The 22,137-nt window shown below is 73.7% G+C and carries 16 protein-coding genes; 3 read left to right on the plus strand and 13 right to left on the minus strand.

Annotation, left to right across the window (positions count from 1 at the left end):
- Positions 1-179: 179 nt before the first annotated feature.
- A complete protein-coding gene (locus AB0F68_RS18505; protein WP_357339508.1) occupies positions 180-1,340 on the minus strand; it encodes a HAMP domain-containing sensor histidine kinase in 1,161 nt (386 codons plus the stop codon).
- Positions 1,337-2,005, minus strand: coding sequence for a response regulator transcription factor (locus AB0F68_RS18510; RefSeq protein WP_357339510.1), 669 nt, complete (start codon positions 2,003-2,005; stop codon positions 1,337-1,339). Before AB0F68_RS18510 ends, AB0F68_RS18505 begins: the two co-directional genes overlap by 4 nt.
- A 159-nt stretch (positions 2,006-2,164) precedes the next feature.
- Here AB0F68_RS18510 and AB0F68_RS18515 point away from each other — a divergent pair, with 159 nt between their 5' ends.
- Positions 2,165-3,412 (plus strand): peptidase C39 family protein, encoded by a 1,248-nt coding sequence (locus tag AB0F68_RS18515; protein WP_357339512.1) that lies wholly within the window; start codon positions 2,165-2,167, stop codon positions 3,410-3,412.
- Between the two features lies 1 nt (position 3,413).
- Here AB0F68_RS18515 and AB0F68_RS18520 read toward each other — a convergent pair whose 3' ends face one another.
- Both AB0F68_RS18520 and AB0F68_RS18525 read right to left on the minus strand, forming a co-directional pair.
- The gene (locus tag AB0F68_RS18520) at positions 3,414-4,703 is read right to left on the minus strand and encodes a PQQ-binding-like beta-propeller repeat protein (RefSeq protein WP_357339517.1); all 1,290 of its coding nucleotides are present in this window, start codon (positions 4,701-4,703) and stop codon (positions 3,414-3,416) included.
- Positions 4,700-5,983: a PQQ-binding-like beta-propeller repeat protein gene (locus AB0F68_RS18525; RefSeq protein ID WP_357339520.1), complete on the minus strand. Its 1,284-nt coding sequence runs from the start codon at positions 5,981-5,983 to the stop codon at positions 4,700-4,702. Before AB0F68_RS18525 ends, AB0F68_RS18520 begins: the two co-directional genes overlap by 4 nt.
- A gap of 141 nt (positions 5,984-6,124) precedes the next feature.
- Here AB0F68_RS18525 and AB0F68_RS18530 point away from each other — a divergent pair, with 141 nt between their 5' ends.
- Positions 6,125-7,918: a hypothetical protein gene (locus tag AB0F68_RS18530; protein WP_357339826.1), complete on the plus strand. Its 1,794-nt coding sequence runs from the start codon at positions 6,125-6,127 to the stop codon at positions 7,916-7,918.
- Between the two features lie 82 nt (positions 7,919-8,000).
- Here AB0F68_RS18530 and AB0F68_RS18535 read toward each other — a convergent pair whose 3' ends face one another.
- The 3 genes from AB0F68_RS18535 to AB0F68_RS18545 form a co-directional block, all read right to left on the minus strand.
- Positions 8,001-8,330, minus strand: a complete 330-nt coding sequence (locus tag AB0F68_RS18535) for a nucleoside triphosphate pyrophosphohydrolase family protein (protein WP_357339527.1) — start codon at positions 8,328-8,330, stop codon at positions 8,001-8,003.
- 237 nt (positions 8,331-8,567) lie between these two features.
- Positions 8,568-10,355: a hypothetical protein gene (locus tag AB0F68_RS18540; RefSeq protein WP_357339529.1), complete on the minus strand. Its 1,788-nt coding sequence runs from the start codon at positions 10,353-10,355 to the stop codon at positions 8,568-8,570.
- Positions 10,313-12,121, minus strand: a complete 1,809-nt coding sequence (locus AB0F68_RS18545; protein WP_357339531.1) for a hypothetical protein — start codon at positions 12,119-12,121, stop codon at positions 10,313-10,315. Before AB0F68_RS18545 ends, AB0F68_RS18540 begins: the two co-directional genes overlap by 43 nt.
- Before the next feature lie 240 nt (positions 12,122-12,361).
- Between AB0F68_RS18545 and AB0F68_RS18550 the strand changes: the two genes are divergently transcribed.
- Positions 12,362-13,552 carry a hypothetical protein gene (locus AB0F68_RS18550; RefSeq protein ID WP_357339533.1) on the plus strand — a complete coding sequence of 397 codons (1,191 nt, stop codon included), beginning with the start codon at positions 12,362-12,364 and terminating at the stop codon, positions 13,550-13,552.
- A 273-nt stretch (positions 13,553-13,825) separates the two neighbouring features.
- Here AB0F68_RS18550 and AB0F68_RS18555 read toward each other — a convergent pair whose 3' ends face one another.
- The 6 genes from AB0F68_RS18555 to AB0F68_RS18580 form a co-directional block, all read right to left on the minus strand.
- A complete protein-coding gene (locus AB0F68_RS18555; protein WP_357339535.1) occupies positions 13,826-14,374 on the minus strand; it encodes a hypothetical protein in 549 nt (182 codons plus the stop codon).
- A gap of 190 nt (positions 14,375-14,564) precedes the next feature.
- Positions 14,565-15,260 (minus strand): hypothetical protein, encoded by a 696-nt coding sequence (locus tag AB0F68_RS18560; protein WP_357339538.1) that lies wholly within the window; start codon positions 15,258-15,260, stop codon positions 14,565-14,567.
- A 254-nt stretch (positions 15,261-15,514) separates the two neighbouring features.
- Positions 15,515-17,458, minus strand: coding sequence for a 1-deoxy-D-xylulose-5-phosphate synthase (gene dxs / locus AB0F68_RS18565; RefSeq protein ID WP_357339541.1), 1,944 nt, complete (start codon positions 17,456-17,458; stop codon positions 15,515-15,517).
- Between the two features lie 70 nt (positions 17,459-17,528).
- Positions 17,529-18,722, minus strand: coding sequence for an anhydro-N-acetylmuramic acid kinase (locus AB0F68_RS18570; protein WP_357339543.1), 1,194 nt, complete (start codon positions 18,720-18,722; stop codon positions 17,529-17,531).
- Between the two features lie 13 nt (positions 18,723-18,735).
- A complete protein-coding gene (locus AB0F68_RS18575; protein ID WP_357339546.1) occupies positions 18,736-19,974 on the minus strand; it encodes a TRAM domain-containing protein in 1,239 nt (412 codons plus the stop codon).
- Entirely contained in the window at positions 19,971-22,034 is a 2,064-nt protein-coding gene (locus tag AB0F68_RS18580) for an APC family permease (RefSeq protein WP_357339548.1), read from the minus strand. The genes AB0F68_RS18575 and AB0F68_RS18580 overlap by 4 nt, the downstream gene beginning before the upstream one ends.
- Positions 22,035-22,137 lie beyond the last annotated feature (103 nt).

Below are 22,137 nucleotides of genomic sequence, written 5' to 3' on the forward strand. Positions count from 1 at the left end.
CTCCGGAGGCTCATGTGGACAGGCGTGTCGCAGCACTCACCCTGGGCCACCCGTCACACCCCGTCCAGCACCGGCCACGCTTTCTGCCCGACCACCGCTGCGCTCCCCCCGACCACCCGGAGCGGCCGGACGGGACAGCCGGGCCCGGCCGCACGAACAGGTGACCGCCGATCGGCCCCTCAGGTGGCCGCGGGGGCGTCGGCCGACGGCAGGGTGACGGTGACCTCCAGGCCGCCGCCCGGCTGGGCGACCGCCTTCACCGTGCCGCCGTGCGCGTCGCAGACCGCGCGCACGATGGACAGTCCGAGGCCGGAGCCGCGGGCACCGGTGCGTTCCTGCCCGCCGCGACGGAACGGCTCGAACAGCCCCGGCACGTCAGCCGGGGCGACCTCGAACCCGGTGTTGCCGACCACCAGCCAGGACCGCTGCCCGTCGGTGCCGGTCCGCACCCAGAGCCGGCCGTGCAGGTGGTTGTAGCGGACCGCGTTCTCCACCAGGTTGCCGGCGAGCCGGTCGAGCAGGCCCGGGTCGCCGACCACCGGTGCGGAGCGCAGGGAGGTGTGCACCTTCAGGCCGATCCGCTCCACCTCGCGGGCCATCGCGGAGAGCGCGTTGGCGGTGCCGACGGCGAGGTCGAACTCGGTGCGCCGGGCCAGCCGGCCGCCGGTCTGCGCCTCGCTGCGGGCCAGCACCAGCAGCGCGTCGACCAGCCCGTTGGCGCGTTCCGAGGCGTCCCGGACCACGCTGGCCATCCGGCGGTATTCGGCGAGGTCCGCCTCGTCGTCGCTGAGCGTCACGTCGATCTCGGTACGCATCACCGCGAGCGGCGTCCGCAGCTCGTGCGAGGCGTTGGCCACGAACCGCCGCTGCGCCTCGAAGGCGGCGCTGATCCGGTCCAGCATGGCGTCGAAGGTCTCGGCCAGCTCGGCCACCTCGTCGTCCGCGCCGGACCAGCCGATCCGCTCGTCGAGGGTGGTCTCGCCGAGCCGGCGCGCGGTGGCAGTGACCTGGTGCAGCGGGCGCAGCGCCCGGCCGGCCACCGCGTACGCCCCGGCGACCCCGACCATGCCGATCGCCGCCAGCGCCACCAGGCCCTTCACCAGCAGCTCCCGCGAGGCGGCGTCGATCAGTTGCCGCTGCCAGTGCCCGGCGTCGAGGGTGCGGCCGTCGGCGAGCACCACCGTGGAGCCGGGCAGCAGCTCGTCGGTGGGGCGCAGCGCGTCCCGGACCAGCAGCCAGGCCAGCAGCACCAGGAGCGCGCCGGCCCCGACCAGCAGCACGCCGTTGAGCAGGGTGAGCCGCAGCCGCAGGGTGGGCCGCAGCCGGGACCGGCCGGTCACGCGGAGGCCTCGCCGATTCGGTAGCCCGCGCCGACCACCGTCTCGATCAGCGGTGGGTCGCCGAGCTTCTTGCGCAGCGTCATCACGGTGACCCGGACGATGGTGGTGAACGGGTCGGTGTTGGCGTCCCAGACCCGCTCCAGCAGCTCCTCGCTGGAGACCACCGCGCCGCGCGCCTTGAGCAGCTCGGCCAGCACGCCGAACTCCTTGTTGGTGAGGTCGACCGGCTCGCCCCCGCGGGTGACCACCCGGCGGGCCGGGTCGAGCACCAGGTCGGCCAGCTCCAGCACCGGCGGGGCGGCCGGGGTGGCCCGCCGTCCCAGCGCCTGCACCCGGGCGACCAGCTCGTCGAAGGCGAACGGCTTGGGCAGGTAGTCGTCGGCGCCGAGCTGCAACCCCTCCACCCGGTCGGCCACCGTGCCGCTCGCGGTCAGCATCAGCACCCGGGTCAGCGCGCCGGAGGCGGCCAGGTCGGCGCAGATCCGGTCGCCGTGCACGCCGGGCAGGTCCCGGTCCAGGATCACCACGTCGTAGCGGGTGACGAAGGCGGCCTCGTGCCCGGCGTCGCCGTCGTAGGCGACGTCCACGGCCATCCCGCGCTTGCGCAGCCCGCGCGCGATCGCGTCGGCGAGGTTCCGCTCGTCCTCGACCACCAGTACCCGCATCCCGGCCTCCCACCTCGTGACCTCCCACAACCTAGTGCGGGCCGCCAAGCGTCCCGCGCCGGCCGTCATTGCAAAAAATCTTCGGGTACGCGATGCTCGCCGGCAGGTAGCGACAACCGCCCCGGCCACCGGCCCGGGTCCGAGCCGACGGGAGCCCGCATGACCGCTGTCGACCCTGGCCGGGACGTGACGTACCACCGCTTCCGCTTCCCGGCGGACCTGCACCTGGGCACCGCGGACGGTCTGGCCGGCGGCCCGGACGGGCTGGTGCTCGCCGCGCCGGCCGACCGGGTCGAGCACACCGACCCGCACTCCGGCGACACCGCCGGCTACGACGCGGCGACCTGGACCTCTCCGGTGGTGCCGGTCGACTTCGCGGTCGCCGAACTGGTCCCCTCCTGGACCGCCGACGCCCCGCCCGGCTGCTGGCTCCGGGTGGAGTTGCGCGGCTGGGCCGGTGGAGTCGCCACCACCGGCTGGTACGACCTGGGCCGGTGGGCCGCCGACGAGACGACCATCCACCGCTCCTCGGTGCCGGGCCAGGCCGACGAGGCGGCCCGGGTCGCGGCCGACACCCTGCGCGTGACGGGCGCGACGGTCACCGGCTGGCAGGCCCGGATCACCCTGCTCCGGCGCCCCGACGCCCCGGCCGGGCCGGTGCTGCGCACGCTCGGCGTGGTCGCCTCGGCCGGCGACACGCCCGGCCCGCCGGCCACCCGGACAGGCGCGCCGGGGGCTGCGGACGGCGGGCCGACCACCGCGCCGGCCCCGGTCGACGGGACGCCCGGCCACGCGCTCGGGCGGGTGCTGGACGTGCCCCGCTACGCGCAGCGGCTGCACGCCGGCGGGGAGACCCGCTGGGGCGGCGGCGGTGACTCCTGGTGCAGCCCCACCTGCGTGTCGATGGTGCTCGACTACTGGGGCGCCGGCCCCACCCCCGACCGGTACGCCTGGGTCACCCCGCCCGGTCCCCGGCCGGTGGTGGTGCACGCCGCCCGGCACTGCTACGACCACGCCTACTCCGGGGCCGGGAACTGGGCGTTCAACGCCGCGTACGCGGGGCTGCACGGGGTGGACGCCTTCGTCACCCGGCTGCGCTCGCTGGCCGAGGCGGAACGGTTCGTGGCCGTCGGCATCCCGCTGATCGTCTCGGCCGCCTTCCAGCGGGGGCAGGTGCCCGGGCTGGACTACGACACCCGGGGGCACCTGATCGTGCTGGTCGGTTTCACCGCCGACGGCGACCCGGTGCTCAACGACCCGTACGCCCCGGACGACGAGGGGGTCCGCCGGACGGTGCCCCGGGCGGCGTTCGAGGCGGCTTGGCAGCGCGGCAGCGGCGGGGTCGTCTACGTGGTGCGACCGGAGTCGGTGCCGCTGCCGCCGGCACCCGCGCAGGCCAACTGGTGACTCACCGGCCCACCGGCCAGATCGTCAGCCCGCCCGACGGGCGCAGGCAGACCAGTGCCGTGCCCGAGTCGGCGCACTCGTCCCAAGAGCCCGGAAGCACCGCCCGGATCCGGACCTCCCCGGCCGCGACATCCAGCGCGCCGACCAGCGTCCGGTCGCCGGGCATGCGGCGCAGCCCGAGCAGCCGGGTCGGGTCCCTCACGATGCCGGTGGTACGCCACCGGCCGAGCCGGGCGAGGGCGCGCCCGGTGGCCGGGTCGAGCACCGACAGCTCCAGCTCCAGCCCGACGCCGGGCTCGGCGCCGAGTAGCCGGTCGCCGACCGGCGCCATCCCGATCCACTGGTCGTCCACCCAGCTCGGCCGCCCGGTGGCCGGGTCGAGAGCCCGTACCCCGCCGACCTGGTCGCGGATGCACACCATCCCGGCGCACTCGACGAACCAGACCCCGGCGCGGGGCTCCACCGGTACGTCCCAGCGCCGGTCTAGCCGGTCCAGCCCGTACGCGGTGACCGTGCCCGGCGCGCCGTCGACCAGCAGCAGGTCGGCCAGCACCTGGGTGAACCGGTAGGAGACCCGGTCCGCGGCCGGCGGCACCCGGCCGGCGTGCACCAGGGCGCCGGAGTCGGCGTCGTGCACCTCCACCCGGCCGTCCGGGGTGATCAGCACGATCTGGGTCACCCCCCGATCGTCCTCCCGGTACCCCACCCCGTTGCCGGGCAGCGGCAACGACCAGCGCACCGCGCCCGAGACCGGGTCGACGGCCAGCACGGTGCCGGTCCCGGCCGCGCGTGGGGTCTCGAACAGCACCCCGCCGGACCGGGTCGACACCGGGTAGCCCGACTGCCGCCAGCGCACCGCGCCGGTGGCCGGGTCGAGCAGGGTCGAGACCGTGTCGCCGGCCCCGGCCGGGCTGCTCGTCACCAGCAGCCCGCCGGCCACCGTGCCCAGCCCGAGCAGGTGGTCGCCGACCGGCAGGGTGAACCGCCAGAGCGGCTCCCCGCCGGGCAGCCGGTGCCCGGTGACCACCCGGCCGCCCCGGCCGATCGTGCCCGGACCGTCGGCCACCATGAGCCGGCCCGCCAGGACCAGGAAGATGGCGCCCTGCGGGGCGGGCACCCGGATCCCCACCGGCTGCCGGGCCGGCCCGGCGGCGCCCGCCAGGGTCAGCAGGGCGAGGCAACAGGCGGCCACCGCCCGGGCCACCCGGCCCGGCGGCCGGACCGGCGAGGTCTCCGGCTCGTCGGCCTCCTCGCCGTGCCGCATCTCCCCCAGCTCGATGACCGGGCTCACGACAGCCGCCACAGCCCGAAGTCGCCGTCGGTGCGGCGGCAGACGAGCAGCTTCGCGCCCATCCGGCAGTCGCCGACGGCGCCGATCATCACCTGGCGGACCTCGGCGCGGCCGCCGGCCGGGTCCAGCTCGGCGAGGAGCAGGCGGCTGTTGCTCACCCGCCGGACGCCGAACAGCCGGCCGTCGAACTCGTCCTGCGGGATCACGTCCCACTCGCCGAGGTCGGCCACCAGCCGGCCGGTGGCCTCCTCGACCACCGCCAGGGCGGTTCCGGTGCCCGTGGTCATGCCCACGGCGACCAGGAGCCGGCCGCCGGCGGCCAACAGCGTCCCCGTCCACCGGTCGTCGGTCCACCGCACGGCGCCGGTGGCGGGGTCGAGCGCCCACATCCCGCCGGTCTGCCCGGTGGCGCAGAGCAGGCTGCCGCACCGCTCCGCGAAGCCGACCAGCGGGAGATCGGCCGTCCAGCGGCGCTGGAGGGTGTCGAGGTCGTAACCCGTGACGGTGCCACCGGCGTCCCCGATCACCAACAGCATCCCGGCGGCGAGCAGGGTCCGCTGCCGGGTGGGCAGGTCGCCGGGGCGCAGGTCGCGGGCGACCAGCCGGGCGCCGGTGACGGCGTCGTAGACGGCGGTCTCGCCTGCGGCCGGCAGGTAGACCAGCCGGTCCACGCCGGCCGGGCCGAAGCTGAGTTCGAGGTTGTCCGGTGTGCCCGGGACCGACCACAGGGTCCGGCCGTCGCGCACCGCCACCCGGCGGATCGGCTGCCGGTCCGCCACCTCGGGGACCTGCATCAGAAGCGCCTCGCCGGCCGGGAAGCCCACCCCGGGCTGGCGCCAGCTCACCCGGCCGGTGTGCGCGTCGAAGCCCATCGACTCCCACCCCGAGTCGCCGGCGGTCCGCCCGACCAGGAGCACGGTGCCGTCCTGCTCCCACACCGAGGCGGCGACGCCCGCCCCGGGCAGCGCGGTCCGCCAGAGTGTCCGGGGTGGACCCCCGGCCACCCGGTACGCGACGAGTCGGCGGCGGCCGTCGGCGTGCTGCGGGTCGAGCGGCTGCACCACGTACACCCGGTCGCCGGAGACGAAGGCGGTGGCCGCGGGGCCGCCCACCAGGGTGCGCGCGGCGGCACGCGGCGGCGGAGCCGCGGCGGCCAGCGTGACCAACGCCACCAGCAGCACCGCGACGGTCCGGAACGGACGGCCGGCGGCCCGCGGACGCCGGGTCGAGGGCTCCGGCACGGCGTCGTCGCGCACCTCACCCAGATCGATGACGGTCACGACGACCCCCTCCCCGCGCCGCCGCCCCGGCGGTCCCGGCCGAGACCGGTACGAGACGTGCCGCCTGTACGATGGCCCGTCGTGGCTGTGCCGGTGGTCGACCCTTCGCTGAACTCCTCGCGCGTCGAGGCCGAGCCCGTCGTGGCGGCTCCGCCACGCCGGCCCCGCCGCCGGCCGGCCCGCGCCGACGTGCTGGCCATCGGAGCCTATGCGGTGCTCGGCGTTCTCGTCTGCCTCAACTATTGGGGCGATGTGCAACACCGGGTCTCCTCGCACCTGCCGACCGACCACAGCTGGTTCGAGTGGCTCTTCGCACACGGCGCGTACTCGTTGCGTCACCTGGAGAACCCGCTCTTCACCGCCCGGCAGAACGCGCCGGACGGGGTGAACATGATGGCGAACACCTCGCTGCTCGGGGTCACCCTGCCGCTGGCGCCGCTCACCCTGCTGCTCGGCCCGCAGGTGATGTACGCGCTCTACCTCGGCGCGGCCCTGTCGGCGACCGCGGCCACCTCCTACTGGGTGCTGTCCCGGCACCTGGTCCGCTCGCGCGGGGCGGCCTTCGTGGGCGGCGCCTTCCTCGGCTTCGCCCCGGGCATCGTGCACCACGCCAACGGGCAGCCGAACTTCGTCTCGAACTTCCTGCTCCCGCTGATCGTGGCCCGGGTGCTGCGGCTCGGCGAGCCGGGCCGCTGGCGGTGCAACGGGATCGCGCTGGGCCTGCTGGTGGCGTACCAGATCTTCATCAACGAGGAGATGCTGCTGCTCACCGCGCTGGCCTGCCTGGTCGTCGTGGCGGCGTACGTGGTGCAGCGGCCGCGGGCGGCGCGCGAGCGGGCCGGCGCCTTCCTCGCCGCCGTCGGGGTGGGCGGCGGGCTGGCCCTGCTGCTGACCGCCTACCCGATCTGGTTCCAGTTCAACGGGCCGCAGTCCTACCGGGGTCTGCAGGGCGGGGTCTTCCACGACTGGGGCGAGGACCTGATGGCCTTCGTGACCTTCGCCCGGGACACCGTTGCCGGGGACGAGGCGGTGGAGAAAACCATCGGGCTGACCGAGCAGAACACCTGGTTCGGCTGGCCGCTGGTGCTGGTCGCGCTGGTCGCCCTGGTGCTGCTGGTGCGCCGCTCATTGCCCGCCCGGATCGTGGCGGTGCTGGTGGTGCTCTTCTCGGTCGCCGCGATCGGCCCGAAGGTGCGCTTCGACGGGGTGGAGACCGCCGTCGACGGCCCCTGGGCGTACGTGCCGGACGACCTGCCGCTGGTCGAGATGATGATGCCGACCCGGCTGAGCCTGGTGGTGGTCGCCGCGGTCGGCGTGCTGCTCGCGCTGGCCTGGGACGCCCTGTCGGGGCGCGGCCGCCCGCCGGTACCCGCCCAGCGCACCGGATCGTCCGATCCGGCCCCGCCGCGCCGCCGCTGGCTGCGCCTCGTCGGGTACGCCGCCATCGTGGCCGCGCTGCTCCCGCTGCTCCCCCGCCCGCTGCCGGCCCAGCGGATCGACCCGCCGCCGCACTTCATCACCGCCGGCGGCTGGCGGCCCTACGTGCCGGACGGCCGGACCCTGGTGCCGGTGCCGATCCCGAGCAACGTGCACGGCCTGCCCACGCTGCGCTGGAGCGCGCTGACCCGGCAGGAGTTCCCCATCCCCGGCGGCTACTTCATCGGCCCGAACGAGGTGGGCGAGGGGGTCTTCGGCGCGCCGAACCGGCCCACCAGCACGCTGATCTACTCCACCATGGACGCGGACAGGGTGCCGCCGCTCACCGACGAGAACCGCCGCCAGGCCCTCGACGACCTGCGCTTCTGGAAGGCGTCGGTGGTGGTGCTCGGCGCGAACCCCCGCGAGGGCGTGCTCCGTGAGTTGATGACCCAGTTGCTGGGCCCGCCGCAGCGCGTCGACGACGTGTGGGTCTGGGACGTCCGCGACCGCGTCTGACCAACTCTCCGGGCCCGCGCCGCCGGGTCCTGTCGGGTACCGCGGCGACCGGAGGCGGGGTGACTCCATTGCGCCTACCGGCTCAGCGGTTGTCGCCGCTGCCACCCAGCACGCCACGGCCCTGGCGGCTGGCGAGCTTGGCCAGGTTGGCCGTCGCGATGTCGTCCAGCGACAGGTCGAGGTAGTCGGCGAGCACCGCCACGTACCAGAGCACGTCACCGAGTTCCTTGGCGATGTCGGCCCGGTCGATCCGCGACTCCTCGCTGTCGAGGTCGCGGACCCACTTCTTGAACTTCTCGGCGATCTCCCCCGACTCACCGACCAGCCCGAGCACCAGGTGGAGCAGCTCGTTCCTCTTGTCACGCGGAGCGGCGGTACGGAGGGCGCCACGCTGATACTCATCCAGGTCCATGACGGGCCAGTATGGTCGAACCGGCCCCCGGCGTGAATCGCCTACGCCATCAAGTTCGTAGCGTCCTCCAACCCGTGACGACCCGGGCCGCCCGCGACCGCCGGCTCCGGTCGTGGCGTGCTTTCGACCATGACAACCCGGCCACCGAGAGCGCCCGTCGTGTCGCGGAGGGTCGACCGACGCCGGCCCTCTACCGAGGAGGGCGGCCCTGTCAACCGTCCGCGGCGAGGGAGCAGGTCAGCCGGTCAGGGGGCGGACGTCCCAGAGGTGGGCGCCGGGGACGTCGCGGCCGGGGCCGACCAGGGCGTCCACGGTGGCACGGACCGGGTCGCCCGGGGTCGAGTCGGCCTGCACCAGCACCGCCGCCCGCCAGTGCCGCAGGTCCGCGACGGCCTGGCGGCGTTCCGCGTCCCCGATCGGTGGCACCTGGCCGGTCTCGGCGGCCCGGCGCAGCAGCAGTGAGGTGGGCCGGTCGGGCGCGCCCCAGTGCGCGCTCGGGTCGCTGGCGGAGCGGGGGCCGATGAAGTAGCCGCCCGGCGCGTCGAAGGCCAGCCCGGTCCGCGCCGACCAGAAGGTGGCCGGGCTGACCCCGGACCCGGTGACCGGCGGAACCGGCACCAGCGTCCGCCCGGGCGGCACGTACGCCCGCCAGCCGCCGTCGGTCACGAAGGCCGGCACCGGCATGGCCGGCACGGTGCGGATCGGCGTCGGGGTGAGCGGCAGCAGCGCGGCGGCGACCGCTCCGGCCCACGGCGCCCAGGTGCGGACCGCGCGGTGCCGGACCCGGTCCAGAGCCAGGGCCAGCAGCACCCCGAGCACCGGTACGCAGACCAGCGCGAACCGGGCCGGCACCACCAGGTCGAGCAGCGGCACCCCGGCGAGCAGCCGGTACGGCCCGGGCAGCCCGGTGTCGTGCCGGTTCACCACCACGGTGGTGCCGAGGGAGAGCAGCGCGAAGAGCAGCCCGCAGGCGGCCAGGGCCCGGACCAGGGGCCGTCGCCACAGCCGGACCACCACCAGCACCGCCAGCGGGGGCAGGAACGGCCCGAAGAACGAGTTCTCCTCGGTGGCGTTCGGGGAGAGCAGCCCGGCGTGATAGCCGTCCCCGGCGACGGTCTGCCGGGCGGCGCCGGCGTACGAGGCCAGGTCCAGCCGGTAGCCCCGGGCGTAGAACGGCATCCCGCTGTAGTGGCCGGGGCCGTGGAACTGGACCCAGAGCGGGTACGCCAGCAGCACCCCGGCGACCAGCGCGCCGATACCGAGCCGGCGCGCCACCACGGGCGCCAACCGGCGCGCCCCGGCCCGGTCCGCAAGCGCGTACGCCCCGGCGAACACCCCGGCCGCGAGGGCCAGGAAGACCAGCACCTCCTCGCCGAGGAAGACCTGGTAGGTGACGGCCAGCCCGAGCAGCACCCCGTCCCGGCGGACCCGGTCGGTGGCCGGCCGGAACACCAGCCCGAGGATCACCGGGACCAGGAACTGAGCGGCCATGTGCAGGTGCGCCCCGGCCTGCGACACCAGGCCGGGGGCGAAGCCGCAGAACAGTCCGCCCACCGCCGCGGCGGCCCGGGACCGGACCAGCCGGCGGGCGAGCAGCGCGTACCAGGCGGTGGCGGTGCCCGCGAGGCAGAGCACCACGGCGACGAGGAAGGCCACCTGGGAGCCGAACAGCGCGGTGACCGGGGTGAGCGGCACGCCCAGCCCGAGCACCGAGGTGTTGGCCATCAGGTTGACCCCGTCCGGCACGTTCAGCGCGGTGCTGTGCAGCGGGTTCTGCCCGCCGGTCACCGCCCGGGCGGCCCGGGCCAGCATCCACTCGAAGAGCATCTGGTCGCCGGCCTGGTGGAACAGCCGGTCCGGCCGGCGCCACTGCCCGGCGGTGAGCAGCACGGCCAGGCCCAGATAGCCGGCGACCACGAGCGCGTCGACCGGGCGCGGCCGCCACCGGCGCCGCGGCGCGGGCTCGGGGCGGTCCGGGCCGGTCAGGCCGACTGGCTGGTCAGTGTCCGGACGTCCCACAACCACACGTCCAGCTCCTGCCGGGCGGGCCCGACCAGCTGCTCCACGCTCCGGCGCAGCGGCTCGGCGTTCTGCTCGTTCAGCGGCAGCACCACGATCGCGGCCCGCCAGTGTCGCAGCTCGTCGAGGAAGCGGCGGCGCTGTCGGTCGTCGAGTTTCGGCGTACGCCCGGTGGCCTCGACCTCGGCGAGCAGCTCGCCGATGCCGCTGGGCCGGCCACCGAAGCGGCCCGGGTCGCCGGTGACCCCGTTGCGGGGGGCGAGGAAGTAGCCACCGGGGATCTTGAAGGCCAGGTCGGTGCTGGCCGCCCAGCGCATCGGGTCGGTGTTGCCCATGGCCGGCACAGGCACGGACACCAGCGTCTGGTCCGGCCCGACGTACTGCCGCCACCGGTCGGCGGTGATGAACTTCGGCACCGCCGGGCGGGTGGTGACCCGCAACGGCATCGGCGCGATGGGCAGCAGCGCGAACACCAGGCCGGCGGCGGTCAGGGTACGCACGGTGCGCCGCTCCACGACCCGCCACGCCGCCGCCCGCTCGACGGCCAGGGCCAGCAGCACCCCGAGGACCACGGTGGTGATCAGGCCGAACCGGGTCGGCACCACGGCGTCCAGCAGCGGCAGCTTGACCAGCAGCTCCCACGGGCCGGTGACCAGGTCCCGGTCCCACCAGGAGACCCGCTCGCCGAGGGAGAGCACGGCGAAGAACAGCCCGGTCGCCGCCAGCGCCCGGACGACGACCTCCCGGCGCAGCCACACCACGATGCCGACCGCGAGGAGCGACAGGCTCCAGCCGAAGAAGGCGTTCTCCTCGGAGTAGTTCGGGGCGAGGTTGACGTTGGCCCGCTCGTTGCCGCCGAGGGTGGTCGAGCCGGGGGTGAAGAACGCGGCGATGTCGTTGCCGTAGTCGCGGACCGTGTCGCTGAGCCCGTGGTAGGCCATCGGCCCGGCGAACTGCACCCAGAGCGGGTACGCCAGCAGCGCCCCGGCGAGCACCGCGCAGACCGCCAGCCCGACGCCGAGCGGTCGCCAGGCGGTGGCCCACCGCTCGCGCTGCTGCACCACCACGGCGAACAGGAACACCCCGCAGGCCAGCGCCGTGAAGAGCAGGATCTCCTCGTTGACGAACGCCTGCACGGCGACCAGCAGGGCGAGCAGCGCGCCGTCGCGGACCGGCCGGGCGGATCGGGTCAGCACCAGCACCCGCCAGACGATGAACGGCAGCAGGAACTGGCTGATGATGTTCGGATGCCAGTTGGCGTGCGACAGCATGGCCGGTGAGAACCCGCAGAACCAGCCGCCCACGGCGGCGGCCAGCCGGTTGCGCACCAGGTGTCGGGAGAGCACCCGGTACCAGGCGGCGGCCGTGCCGGCGAGACCGAGCGTGACCAGGGTGACGAAGGAGACCGCCGGTCCGAACAGGAGGGTCACCGGCACCATCGGGATGCCGAGGGCCAGGATGGCGGTGTTCGCCATCAGGTTGACCCCGTCCGGATAGTTGAACTGGTCGGTGTAGAACGGGTACTCGCCGTGCAGCACGACCCGCACCGAGTGGGCCAGGAAGAACTGCACCTGCGCCGGGTCGCTGCTGTAGAGCGCGGCCACCCGGCCGGCCGGATCGGCCCAGATCCCGCTGGTCACCCAGAGCGCGGCGAGCAGGAACACCCCGTACACGGCAAGGTGCTGCCGGCGCGGCGTCCACCGCCACCGCCGCCGGGCGGCCGGCGCGGCGCTCTCCGGGTCGCCCGTGGTGACCGGGGGTTCGTCCACCATGACGGAGAGCGGTCCGCCTGAGGCATCGGCGTCCGGCGTCGAGGCGCCACGGGGCTCGGCAGGCGTCACAGTCGGCGGAGTCTACCGGAGCCGGAAATTGGCGTACGAGTCGCACGTCCCACCGTCCTCTGTGGTCATCATCCGAAAGGGTGAGGCGGGCGCGGCCGGGTGACCGGACGTCTCGTACCATGTGGGCTTCCGGACACGACCGGTGAAGACGGGATTCAGGGGGCGTACAGGGTGGTTTCAGTCCGCCGACGCGGCACGACGGCCACCGCGCTGCTGGCGCTGCTGCTGGCCGGCTGCGGACCGGTCGCCGAGCGGCAGCCGGCGACGCTGCCGGTCGGCTACGACAGTCTGGACGGCACCCTGAAGGTCTGGCCGGCGCGGGGCAACCTGGCCCGCGACGCCGCCGCGACCGCCGGCATCACCGCCGCCGTGCGCGACTGGCGCTCACCGATCGACGACCGGGCCCACCTCTCCTCCTCCGGCATCCTCTTTTCCGGCGAGGTCGCCGGGTCACCGCTCGCCCTGGTCGCCGCCGACGTGCCCGGTGAGGCCGCCTCCTGGCTGCTGCAACTCGACGGGGACGGGGACGGGGAACGCTGGCGGGTGGCCCACGCCACCGAGTACACCGACCCCGGCTACCTGGTTTACTCCGACGTGCTGCCGGTCCAGCAGCCCACCGGCCGCCGCTACCTCACCTCCGCCCGCGTCGAGCGGCTGCTCGGCCCCGACGGCAAGGCGCTCCCCGCGGTCGACGGCATCACCGAGCCGGTCGCCGTGCCCGCCTGCCAGGCCGTGGCGGTGACCGCGACGCTGCGGGCCACCCGCTCGCTGCCGCGCGGCCGGGCCGCGGACCGCGTCCTCGACCTGGGTACGGCGACTCTGGCGCCTCGTTATCCCTTGGTGCGCGACGAGACGGGCTCGGGGAAGCGGGCGCTGACCGGGCTGGACACGTGCGTGCTCGGCGGGGAGCGGGGGCCGTTCGGGAGCGTGCCGCGGCGGATCGGGGACCGTGCGGCTCCTCGGTCGGCGCCGGAGTCGTGGCCGATGGCGAAGATCGCGGTGCGGTCGCTGGGGTCGGTGGCTCTTGGTGGTGGCGAGCCGGGTGAGTTGGAGCAGCTCACCTGGGAGAGCGCCACCGGGACGATGACTGCCGTGGTCTACCGGCCGGCTGGCGGTGGGGCGCCGGTGGTCTCTCCTGCCGACCGGTCCACGACTTTGCAGGCGTATTACCTGCCGGTGCCGGGGCAGCCGCTTGCCGTGCTGAGCTGGCGGACGCGGGATGCGTCGTTCGCCGCGCCGCCTGGGACGACGCGGCTGGTGGACCGGCCCGGCCTTGTGGTGGTGGCGCAGCCGGATCGGAAGCAGACGTTCAGCCTGGCTGGTACGGAGAAGACCTGGTACCGGTCCGTGGGCGGGCGCTGAGTCCGCTTTTCCTTGCGGGTGGTGGGGTTCGGGGCAGCCCGACCCGTCCCGGGCGGTCAGGCTTGATCCCTGCGCGGGCCCGACTGCCCCGAACCCCGCGCTGGTGCCGGTCCGTACGTGGGTTGCGGCTTCCTTCACCCGCTGGCGATCTTGGTGCCAAATGGCCCCTATAGGGGCCGTTTGCTTCCAAGATCTCCTCCAGGCCTGTCTAGACGAGGCGGTGGAGGCGGATTTTCGGGGCGCTCGTTTGTCAGGTGGGTCGCGGCGTGTCGTTCAGCTCTGCGGAGGATTCAGCCAGCTTTCGAGATCGTAGGCGACCGCGCAGTACTCGTCGTTGCGATCGGTGATGGGCTCGTACAGCTCGCCGTCGTTACCTAGCTTCATCGTCAGTTCAAGCTCGAAGCTCGCGGCCATCCCGGCGATGGAACGGCCGCCGGCGCGCTGTAGTGGGACGTCCAGTCCGTACGAGGTGCCGCTGTCGGCCAAGCTGACGTAGATTCGACAGCTTTCATCGGCCCGGAGCATGAAGCCGGTGAACCAGAAGACGTCTTTGACCGAGGGGAGAATCGGGCCGCGCTGCATGAGCTGGAAAACCGTCAACAGCTCCTGCTCGGATGCGATTCGGATCGAGGGCGCCGCGAGCCCTTCGGCGGCAAGCGTGACCAGCCGGTTGCCGTGGACATCCCGCGGTAGGGCCACGTCCCGCTTCAGCCGGTCGATGTCGTCGATGGAAATAGATCGCAGATGGGCGAGAACCCTGTCGACCTCGAATGGATTTCCGCCGTCGTGGTGCAGGGCCTCGTGCGACACCTCGAAAGCCACACCGGACCCCATTGCCAGGTCGTCGGTGAGAGCGACTCGGGATCGTTTCTCGTCAACTCGGACGACTCCTCGGAGCCGGGGTCGGGGAACAGAGGCGGAACCTAGAGGAGGTAGCAGCAGCGGCAGCACAGCACCGAGGAGAAGCCGGTGTGCATGGTCCACGTCCTCCAGGTTCCTCACCACGCCGTCCTCAGCTGACTCTGACGCGATTGACCGCGTTCGGGCATTTGCTCTTGCCTTTACAGTAACCGGTGATCACTCCGATGTACGCACCGTCCGGGCTGACGTAACGACCGTCCGACGTGCGAGTAGCCATCTGGACGCCGAAGACCACTGTCTCCCGGACGCCGAGGTTGCTGTCCACCAGGAGAGCCGTGTAGTTGCTCTGCGCATTTGGGCCGTGCGCCTTCAAGGCGGCCTTGAAGGGGTCGATGGAGGTGAGATTGTGCCTGACGTTGTAGTGCCGGTAACCGAGATCAGCGTTGCCCAGGCGCAGCGGGACGTAGGTGGCGTTCCAGTCCCGACCACCCCAGACGACGCTCCACCACTTTCCGTCGTTGCCGCCACCCGGGTCCAGGTCCGGCAGCGATCCGGCTGTGTGGTCGCCGCCGAACTCCTCGCTCGACAGCACGTCGGAGACGGACCCGTCGTCAGCTCGCACCCGGAACTTGTCCGGAAGCTTCATGTCGGGCATGGAGACAACTTCCTCTTCCGATATTCCTGCCGCCGACGAATACTCCTCGATGGAGGCCCAATGCAGCGTCTCCACTTCGGAATCTGCAGGTGCGGCAGCCGCGCCTGTGGCGGCTGAGCCCGTCATCGCCAGTGCCACCACCGTGACCCCGAACAGCGATCGCAGGCTTCGACGCTGCTGCACGGCTTTCATAAGCGGAATGCCTCCCCTTCATTGGCGACCCTTGTCACCTGATGATCACGATAGGTAAGGCAAGTTCCCACCACAGCCCCGGTTCGCATGGCCATGCTCACAGCGCCGACTCACATCGATTCACGCCTTGGTCATATTCGACGAGCATGACCGGGCTTGAAGCGGGAACCGCGGGCTGTCGCAAGCGAGCAGGGCATGAGACGCCGAACGGGCGGCCCTGCATACAGCAGGGCCGCCCGTTGGCGTAGCTGAGATCAGTTCTTCGCGGTGGCCTCGTCGGCCGCCGGCTCGACGGACTGCGCGTCCAGCCCCGAGATCCACCCGGTGACGTCCCGAGCCACGTCCTGCGCAGTCAGCCCGAGGTCGGCCAGGATCTGCGCCCGAGTCCCGTGCGGGTGCCAGTCCGCCGGCACCCCCAGGTCCTTCACCGGCACCCGGACATCAGCGTCCCGCATCGCCTGAGCAAGGGCGGAACCCACGCCCCCGACCCGGACGCCGTCCTCGACGGTGACCACGAGCCGGTGCCCGGCCGCCAGCTCGACCAGCTCGGCCGGCACGGGCCGCACCCACCGCGGGTCGACCACGGTCACCCCGTACCCCTGCTCGGCGACCCGGGTCGCGACCTCCATGCCGAGGCCGGCGAAGGAGCCGACCGCGACGAGCAGCACGTCGGTACGCGCCGACTCGGCCAGCACGTCGACCGGGCCGACCCGGCGCACGGCCGGCAGGTCGGCGGCGACGGTGCCGGTCGGGAAGCGCAGGATGGTCGGGCCGTCGTCCACGGCGATCGCCTCGCGCAGCTCCTCGCGGAGGGTGGCCGAGTCGCGGGGCGCGGCGATCCGCAGGCCGGGCACCACGCCGAAGACCGACATGTCCCAGATGCCGTAGTGACTGGGCCCGTCGGGGCCGGTGATGCCGGCCCGGTCCAGCACGAAGGTGACCGGCAGCTTGTGCATGGCCACGTCCAGCAGGACCTGGTCGAAGGCCCGGTTGAGGAAGGTGGCGTAGACGGCGACCACGGGGTGCAGGCCGCCCAGGGCCAGGCCGGCGGCCGAGGTGGCGGCGTGCTGCTCGGCGATGCCCACGTCGTACACCCGGTTGGGGTACTTGCGGGCCAGGGTGGCGATGCCGGTGGGCTCGGCCATGGCGGCGGTGATGCCGACCACGTCGGGGCGGTCGTCGGCGATGGCGACCAGCTCGTCGGCGAAGACGTTGGTCCACTTCACCGAGGGGACGGCGAGCAGCTTGCCGGTCTCGGCGTCGAACGCGCCGGGGCCGTGCAGGCAGTCCGCCTCGTCCTCCTCGGCCGGGCGGTAGCCGTAGCCCTTGCGGGTGACCGCGTGCACTATCACCGGGCCGCCGAAGTTCTTGGCGGCGCGCAGCGCCGACTCGACCGCGGCGACGTCGTGGCCGTCGACCGGGCCGACGTACTTGATGCCGAGGTCCTCGAACATGGCCTGCGGGGCGACGGCGTCCTTGATGCCCTTCTTGACCGCGTGCAGCACCTCGTACATCGGCTTGCCGACCAGCGGGGTGGAGCCGAGGGCGTCCTTGACGGTGTCGAGCACCTTCTCGTAGCTCGGGTTGAGCCGCAGCGACGACAGGTGGTCGGCGAGGCCGCCGATGGTCGGCGAGTAGGACCGGCCGTTGTCGTTGACCACGATCACCAGCGGGTTGCCCGCGGTGGCGATGTTGTTCAGCGCCTCCCAGCACATGCCGCCGGTGAGCGCGCCGTCGCCGACCACGGCCACCACGCTGCGCTTCTCGCCGCGCAGCGCGTACGCCTTGGCGAGGCCGTCGGCGTAGGAGAGGGCGGTGGAGGCGTGCGAGTTCTCAATGAGGTCGTGCTCGCTCTCCGCCTGGCTCGGGTAGCCGGAGAGGCCACCGCGCTGGCGGAGCTTGTCGAAGCCCTCCTGCCGGCCGGTGACGATCTTGTGTACGTAGGCCTGGTGGCCGGTGTCGAACAGGAGGCGGTCGCGCGGCGAGTCGAAGACCCGGTGCATGGCCAGGGTGATCTCGACCACACCCAGGTTGGGGCCAACGTGCCCACCGGTGCGGGAGACCTTGGCGATCAGGAAGTCCCGGATCTCGGCGGCGAGGATGTCCAGCTGCTCGGCCGTCATCCGCTTCACGTCCTGCGGGCCGCGGACGGTGCCCAGCAGCCGACCGTGGTTGGCCGTGCCCTCTTCAACGCTCATGACCGAAGAGTCTATCGGCCACCCGACAGCCCGCAGCCCGGCCGTGGATCTTCGCAGGTCAGACCCCCGATCAGGGGGTGACGACCAGCCGGCGCGGCGGATCGGCCTGCGTCGCGGTGAATGGCGGGCCGGACGGGGTCCAGGAGCCCAGCACGGCCGCCCGGGACGCCCCGGTGACCGAGGGGATGGCTCCGGGCAGCCCGTGCCAGGAGAGCCAGCCCAGCAGGGCGAACGCGTACGCCTCCTTGGCCTGCGCCGGCACCCCCAGCTCGTCGGTGGTGCGCAGCCGCCAGCGCCCCTCCCCGAGCGCGGCGAGCCGGGCCCGCAGGGTGGGGTTGCGCACGCCCCCGCCGGCGGCGATGACCTCGGTCACCCCGTGCCGGTCACAGGCGTCGGCGACGGTTCGGGCGGTCAGCTCGGTGAGCGTGGCGAGCACGTCGTCGGAAGCCACCGGCTCGCCCAGGGCGGCCAGCCGGTCGTCCAGGTAGCCGCCGTGGAACAGCTCCTTGCCGGTGGACTTGGGCGGGGCTGCGGCGTAGTAGGGCTCCGCGAGCAGCAGCGCCAGCAGCCCCTGGTGCACCCGGCCGGCCGCCGCCCGGGCCCCGTCCAGGTCGCACGGGCGGTCCAGGAAGCGCCGGGCCGCGGCGTCCAGCAGGGCGTTCGCCGGGCCCACGTCGTACCCGAGGACCGGCGCCCCGGGGGCGACCAGGGTGAGGTTCGCGATGCCACCCAAATTGAGCGCCGCACGCGGCGCTGTGCCGCCCGAGCCGATCGCCGTCCGCGGCCCGCCGGCCGCGTCGAGCAGCAGCGCGTCGAAGGCCGGGACCAGCGGCGCGCCCTGGCCGCCGGCCGCCACGTCCGCCGAACGCAGGTCGTGCAACACGGGTACGCCCACCCGGGCGGCCACCCGGGCCGGCGCGCCGAGCTGGAGGGTGCCCCGCACCCGGCCCGCCTCGACCCAGTGGAAGACGGTCTGCCCGGGCGAGACCACCGCGTCGGCCACACCCCCGGCCAGCTCGACGCCGAGCGCCGCCGCCTCGGCGAAGACCTCGCCGAGGCGGTTGTCCAGCCGGCAGACCGCCTCGATGGTGGTGGCCGCCGGCGGCAGCAGCGCGCCGATCTCGGCCCGCAGGTCGTCCGGGTAGTCGAGGCTGCGGTGCCCGAGCGGACGCAGCCGCAGCGTCTCGCCCTCCCGGGTGAACTCGGCCGCCACCACGTCCACCCCGTCGTAGGAGGTGCCCGACATCAGCCCGACGATCTTCATCGGGCCAGGCTAGTCACTCTTCCGGTGGCAGGAACAGCCCGACCAGCTCGACATGCTGGGTCATCGGAAACAGGTCGAAGCCGCGCAGCGCGGCGAGCCGCCACCCGGCCCCGGTGAAGGTGCGCACGTCGCGGGCGAAGGCGGCCGGGTCGCAGGCCACGTACGCGACGGCGCGCGGGCCGGCGGCGACGATGTCCCGCACCACCGGGGCGCCCGCGCCGGAGCGCGGCGGGTCGAGCACCACCAGGTCGACCGGGCCGGTGACCCGGCGGCGGGCCAGCGCGGTCTCCACCCGGGCGGCGACCACCTCGACCCGGGGCAGGTCGGCCAGGTTGGCCCGGGCCGCGTCCACCCCGTCCTGGCTGGACTCGACCAGGGTGACCCGGGCGTCGCCGACCCGGCCGGCGAGGGCCGCGGCGAACAGCCCGGCGCCGCCGTAGAGGTCCCAGGCGGTCTCGCCAGGGCGCGGGTCGAGCAGGTCGAGGACCGCCCCGACCAGGGTGTCCGCCGCGGCCGGGTGCACCTGCCAGAAGCCGGACGCGGGCAACGTCCAGTCCCGGCCGGCGGCCACCTCGCGGACCTCGGCCGAGCCGCTCACCGGGGTGGGGACCCCCTCGGCGAAGGCCACCACGCTGACGTCGCCGCCGGTGGAGGCGACCGTCTCGACCGCGTCGGCGTCCGCCCAGCGGGCCCCGTTGGGCGCCAGCACCGGCAGGTCCTGGATGGCCGGGTGGGCGATCAGGCAGCGGTCGATCGGCACCACCTCGTGCGAGCGGTGCTTGAGCAGGCCGGCCCGGCCGGCGGCGTCGACCGCGTAGCGGACCCGGGAGCGCCAGCCCAGCGGCCCGCCGGGCAGCGGCTCGACCCGGACGCCGAGCGCGTCGATCTGGTCGTCGGTGAGCCCGCCCAGCCGGGTGAGCTGCTCGCGCACCACGGTGGCCTTCCAGTCGAGCTGGGCGGCCGGGGTGACGTGCTGGAGGTCGCAGCCCCCGCACCGGCCGGGCTTCGCGTACGGGCAGGGCTGCTCGACCCGGTCCGGCGACGCGGTCAGGATCTCCACGGCGTCGGCCCGGGCGAAGCCCCGGTGCAGCTCGGTCACCTCGGCCACCACCCGCTCGCCGGGCAGCGCGTGCCGGACGAAGACCACCTGGCCGTCGACCCGGGCCACGCAGTGCCCGCCCGGGGCGACCGCGTCCACGGTCAGCTCGACCCGCTCGGCCTCCTCCAGCCCGGTACGGGCGGGCGCGGTCACGGGCGCTCCCCCGAACCGCTCTCGCCGGGCGGCGCGGAGACCACCGGCGGGACGCTGGGCGGCAGGGTGCTGCGCGGCACCACCCGGGGGCCGCGCGCCGGGCCACGGGTGAGCGTGGCGTCCAGCCGGTCCAGGTTCTTGCTGGCCGTCGAGGCGAGCTGCCAGGGCACGCTGGTGACCATCACGCCCGGCTCGAAGAGCAGCCGCCCCTTGAGCCGCAACGCGCTCTGGTTGTGCAGGAGGTTCTCCCACCAGCGGCCCACCACGTACTCCGGGATGAAGACGGTGACCACGTCGCGGGGCGACTCCCGGCGGGTCGAGGCGACGAAGTTGAGGATCGGCCGGGTGATCTCCCGGTACGGGGAGTCGATCACGGTCAGCGGCACCGGCAGCTCGCGCCGCTCCCACTCGGCCTGGAGGTCCCGGGTGTCCTTGTCGTCCACGTTCACCGTCACCGCGGTGAGCGTGTCCGGCCGGGTGGCCCGGGCGTACGCGATGGCCCGCAGCGTGGGCTGGTGCAGCTTGCTGACCAGCACGATGGCGTGGTTGCGGGCGGGCAGCACGGCCCGCTGCTCGGTCGGCTCCAGCTCGGCGGCGATCCGGTCGTAGTGCCGGCGGATGGCCAGCATGAGCAGGTAGATCACCGCCATCGCGGCGATCGCGATCCAGGCGCCGAGCAGGAACTTGGTGACCAGCACGATGACCAGCACCACCCCGGTCAGCACCATGCCGAACGCGTTGATCGCCCGGGAGCGGATCATCCGGGCGCGTGCCTCCGGGTCCCGCTCGGTGCGCAGGTGCCGGTTCCAGTGCCGGATCATGCCGGCCTGGGACAGGGTGAACGAGACGAACACCCCGACGATGTAGAGCTGGATGAGCCGGGTCACCTCGGCCTGGAAGCCGATGATCAGCACCACCGCGAAGACGGCCAGGAAGACGATGCCGTTGGAGAAGGCCAGCCGGTCGCCCCGGGTGTGCAGCTGGCGGGGCAGATAGCGGTCCTGGGCCAGGATCGAGCCGAGCACCGGGAAGCCGTTGAAGGCGGTGTTCGCGGCCAGGAACAGGATCAGCGCGGTCATCCCGGCGACCACGTAGAGCAGCACCGAACCGTCGCCGAACACGGTCTGGCCGAGCTGGGTGGTGACGGTCTTCTGCACGTAGCCGTCCGGCCCGGAGACGATCTGCGCCGGGTCCTCGACGAACTGTAGGCGGGTCAGCTTGGCCAGCCAGATGATGCCGACCAGCATGCTGACCGCGATGGTGCCGAGCAGCAGCAGGGTGGTGGCCGCGTTCTTCGACTTCGGGGTCTTGAACGCCGGCACGCCGTTGGAGATCGCCTCGACGCCGGTGAGCGCGGCGCAGCCCGAGGAGAAGGTGCGCAGCAGCAGGAAGATCAACGCGAAGCCGGTCACGCTGTGCTCGGCGTGGATCTCCAGCCCGGCGCTGGGCGCCCGCAGGTCGTGGCCGAGGATGAAGATCCGGACCAGGCCGGTCAGCAGCATGCCGCCGATGACGATCACGAAGCCGTAGGTGGGGACGGCGAACGCGGTGCCCGACTCGCGCAGGCCGCGCAGGTTCATGGCGGTGAGCAGCACCACCGCGCTGACCGCGATGAGGACCTTGTGGGTGGCCACGAACGGCACCACCGAGCCGAGGTTCGCCACGCCGGAGGAGACCGACACCGCCACGGTGAGCACGTAGTCGACCAGCAGGGCGCTGGCCACCGCGAGCCCGGCCCGCGGTCCGAGGTTGACCGTGGCCACCTCGTAGTCGCCGCCGCCCGAGGGGTAGGCGTGCACGTTCTGCCGGTAGCTGGCCACCACGGTGAGCATCACCACGACGACCGCGAGCGCGATCCACGGGGAGAAGACGAAGGCCGACGCGCCCGCGATGGAGAGCGTCAGGAGGATCTCGTCGGGGGCGTAGGCGACGCTGGAGAGAGCGTCGGAGGCGAAGACCGGCAGCGCGATGCGCTTCGGCAGGAGGGTGTGCTGGAGACGGTCGGACCGGAACGGTCGACCGACGAGGAGTCGCTTCAGCAGCGAGGTGGGTCGGGCCACAACCGCCAAGAGTACGACCACCCCGCGCCGGGCGGTGGGGGTGGCTGATCGTCTCGCGCACGCCCGCGGGGTACCGTTCGGTCGCCCGCTGGCGGCGGGGACG

This window comes from Micromonospora sp. NPDC023966 (assembly GCF_040639095.1).
Lineage (GTDB): Bacteria > Actinomycetota > Actinomycetes > Mycobacteriales > Micromonosporaceae > Micromonospora.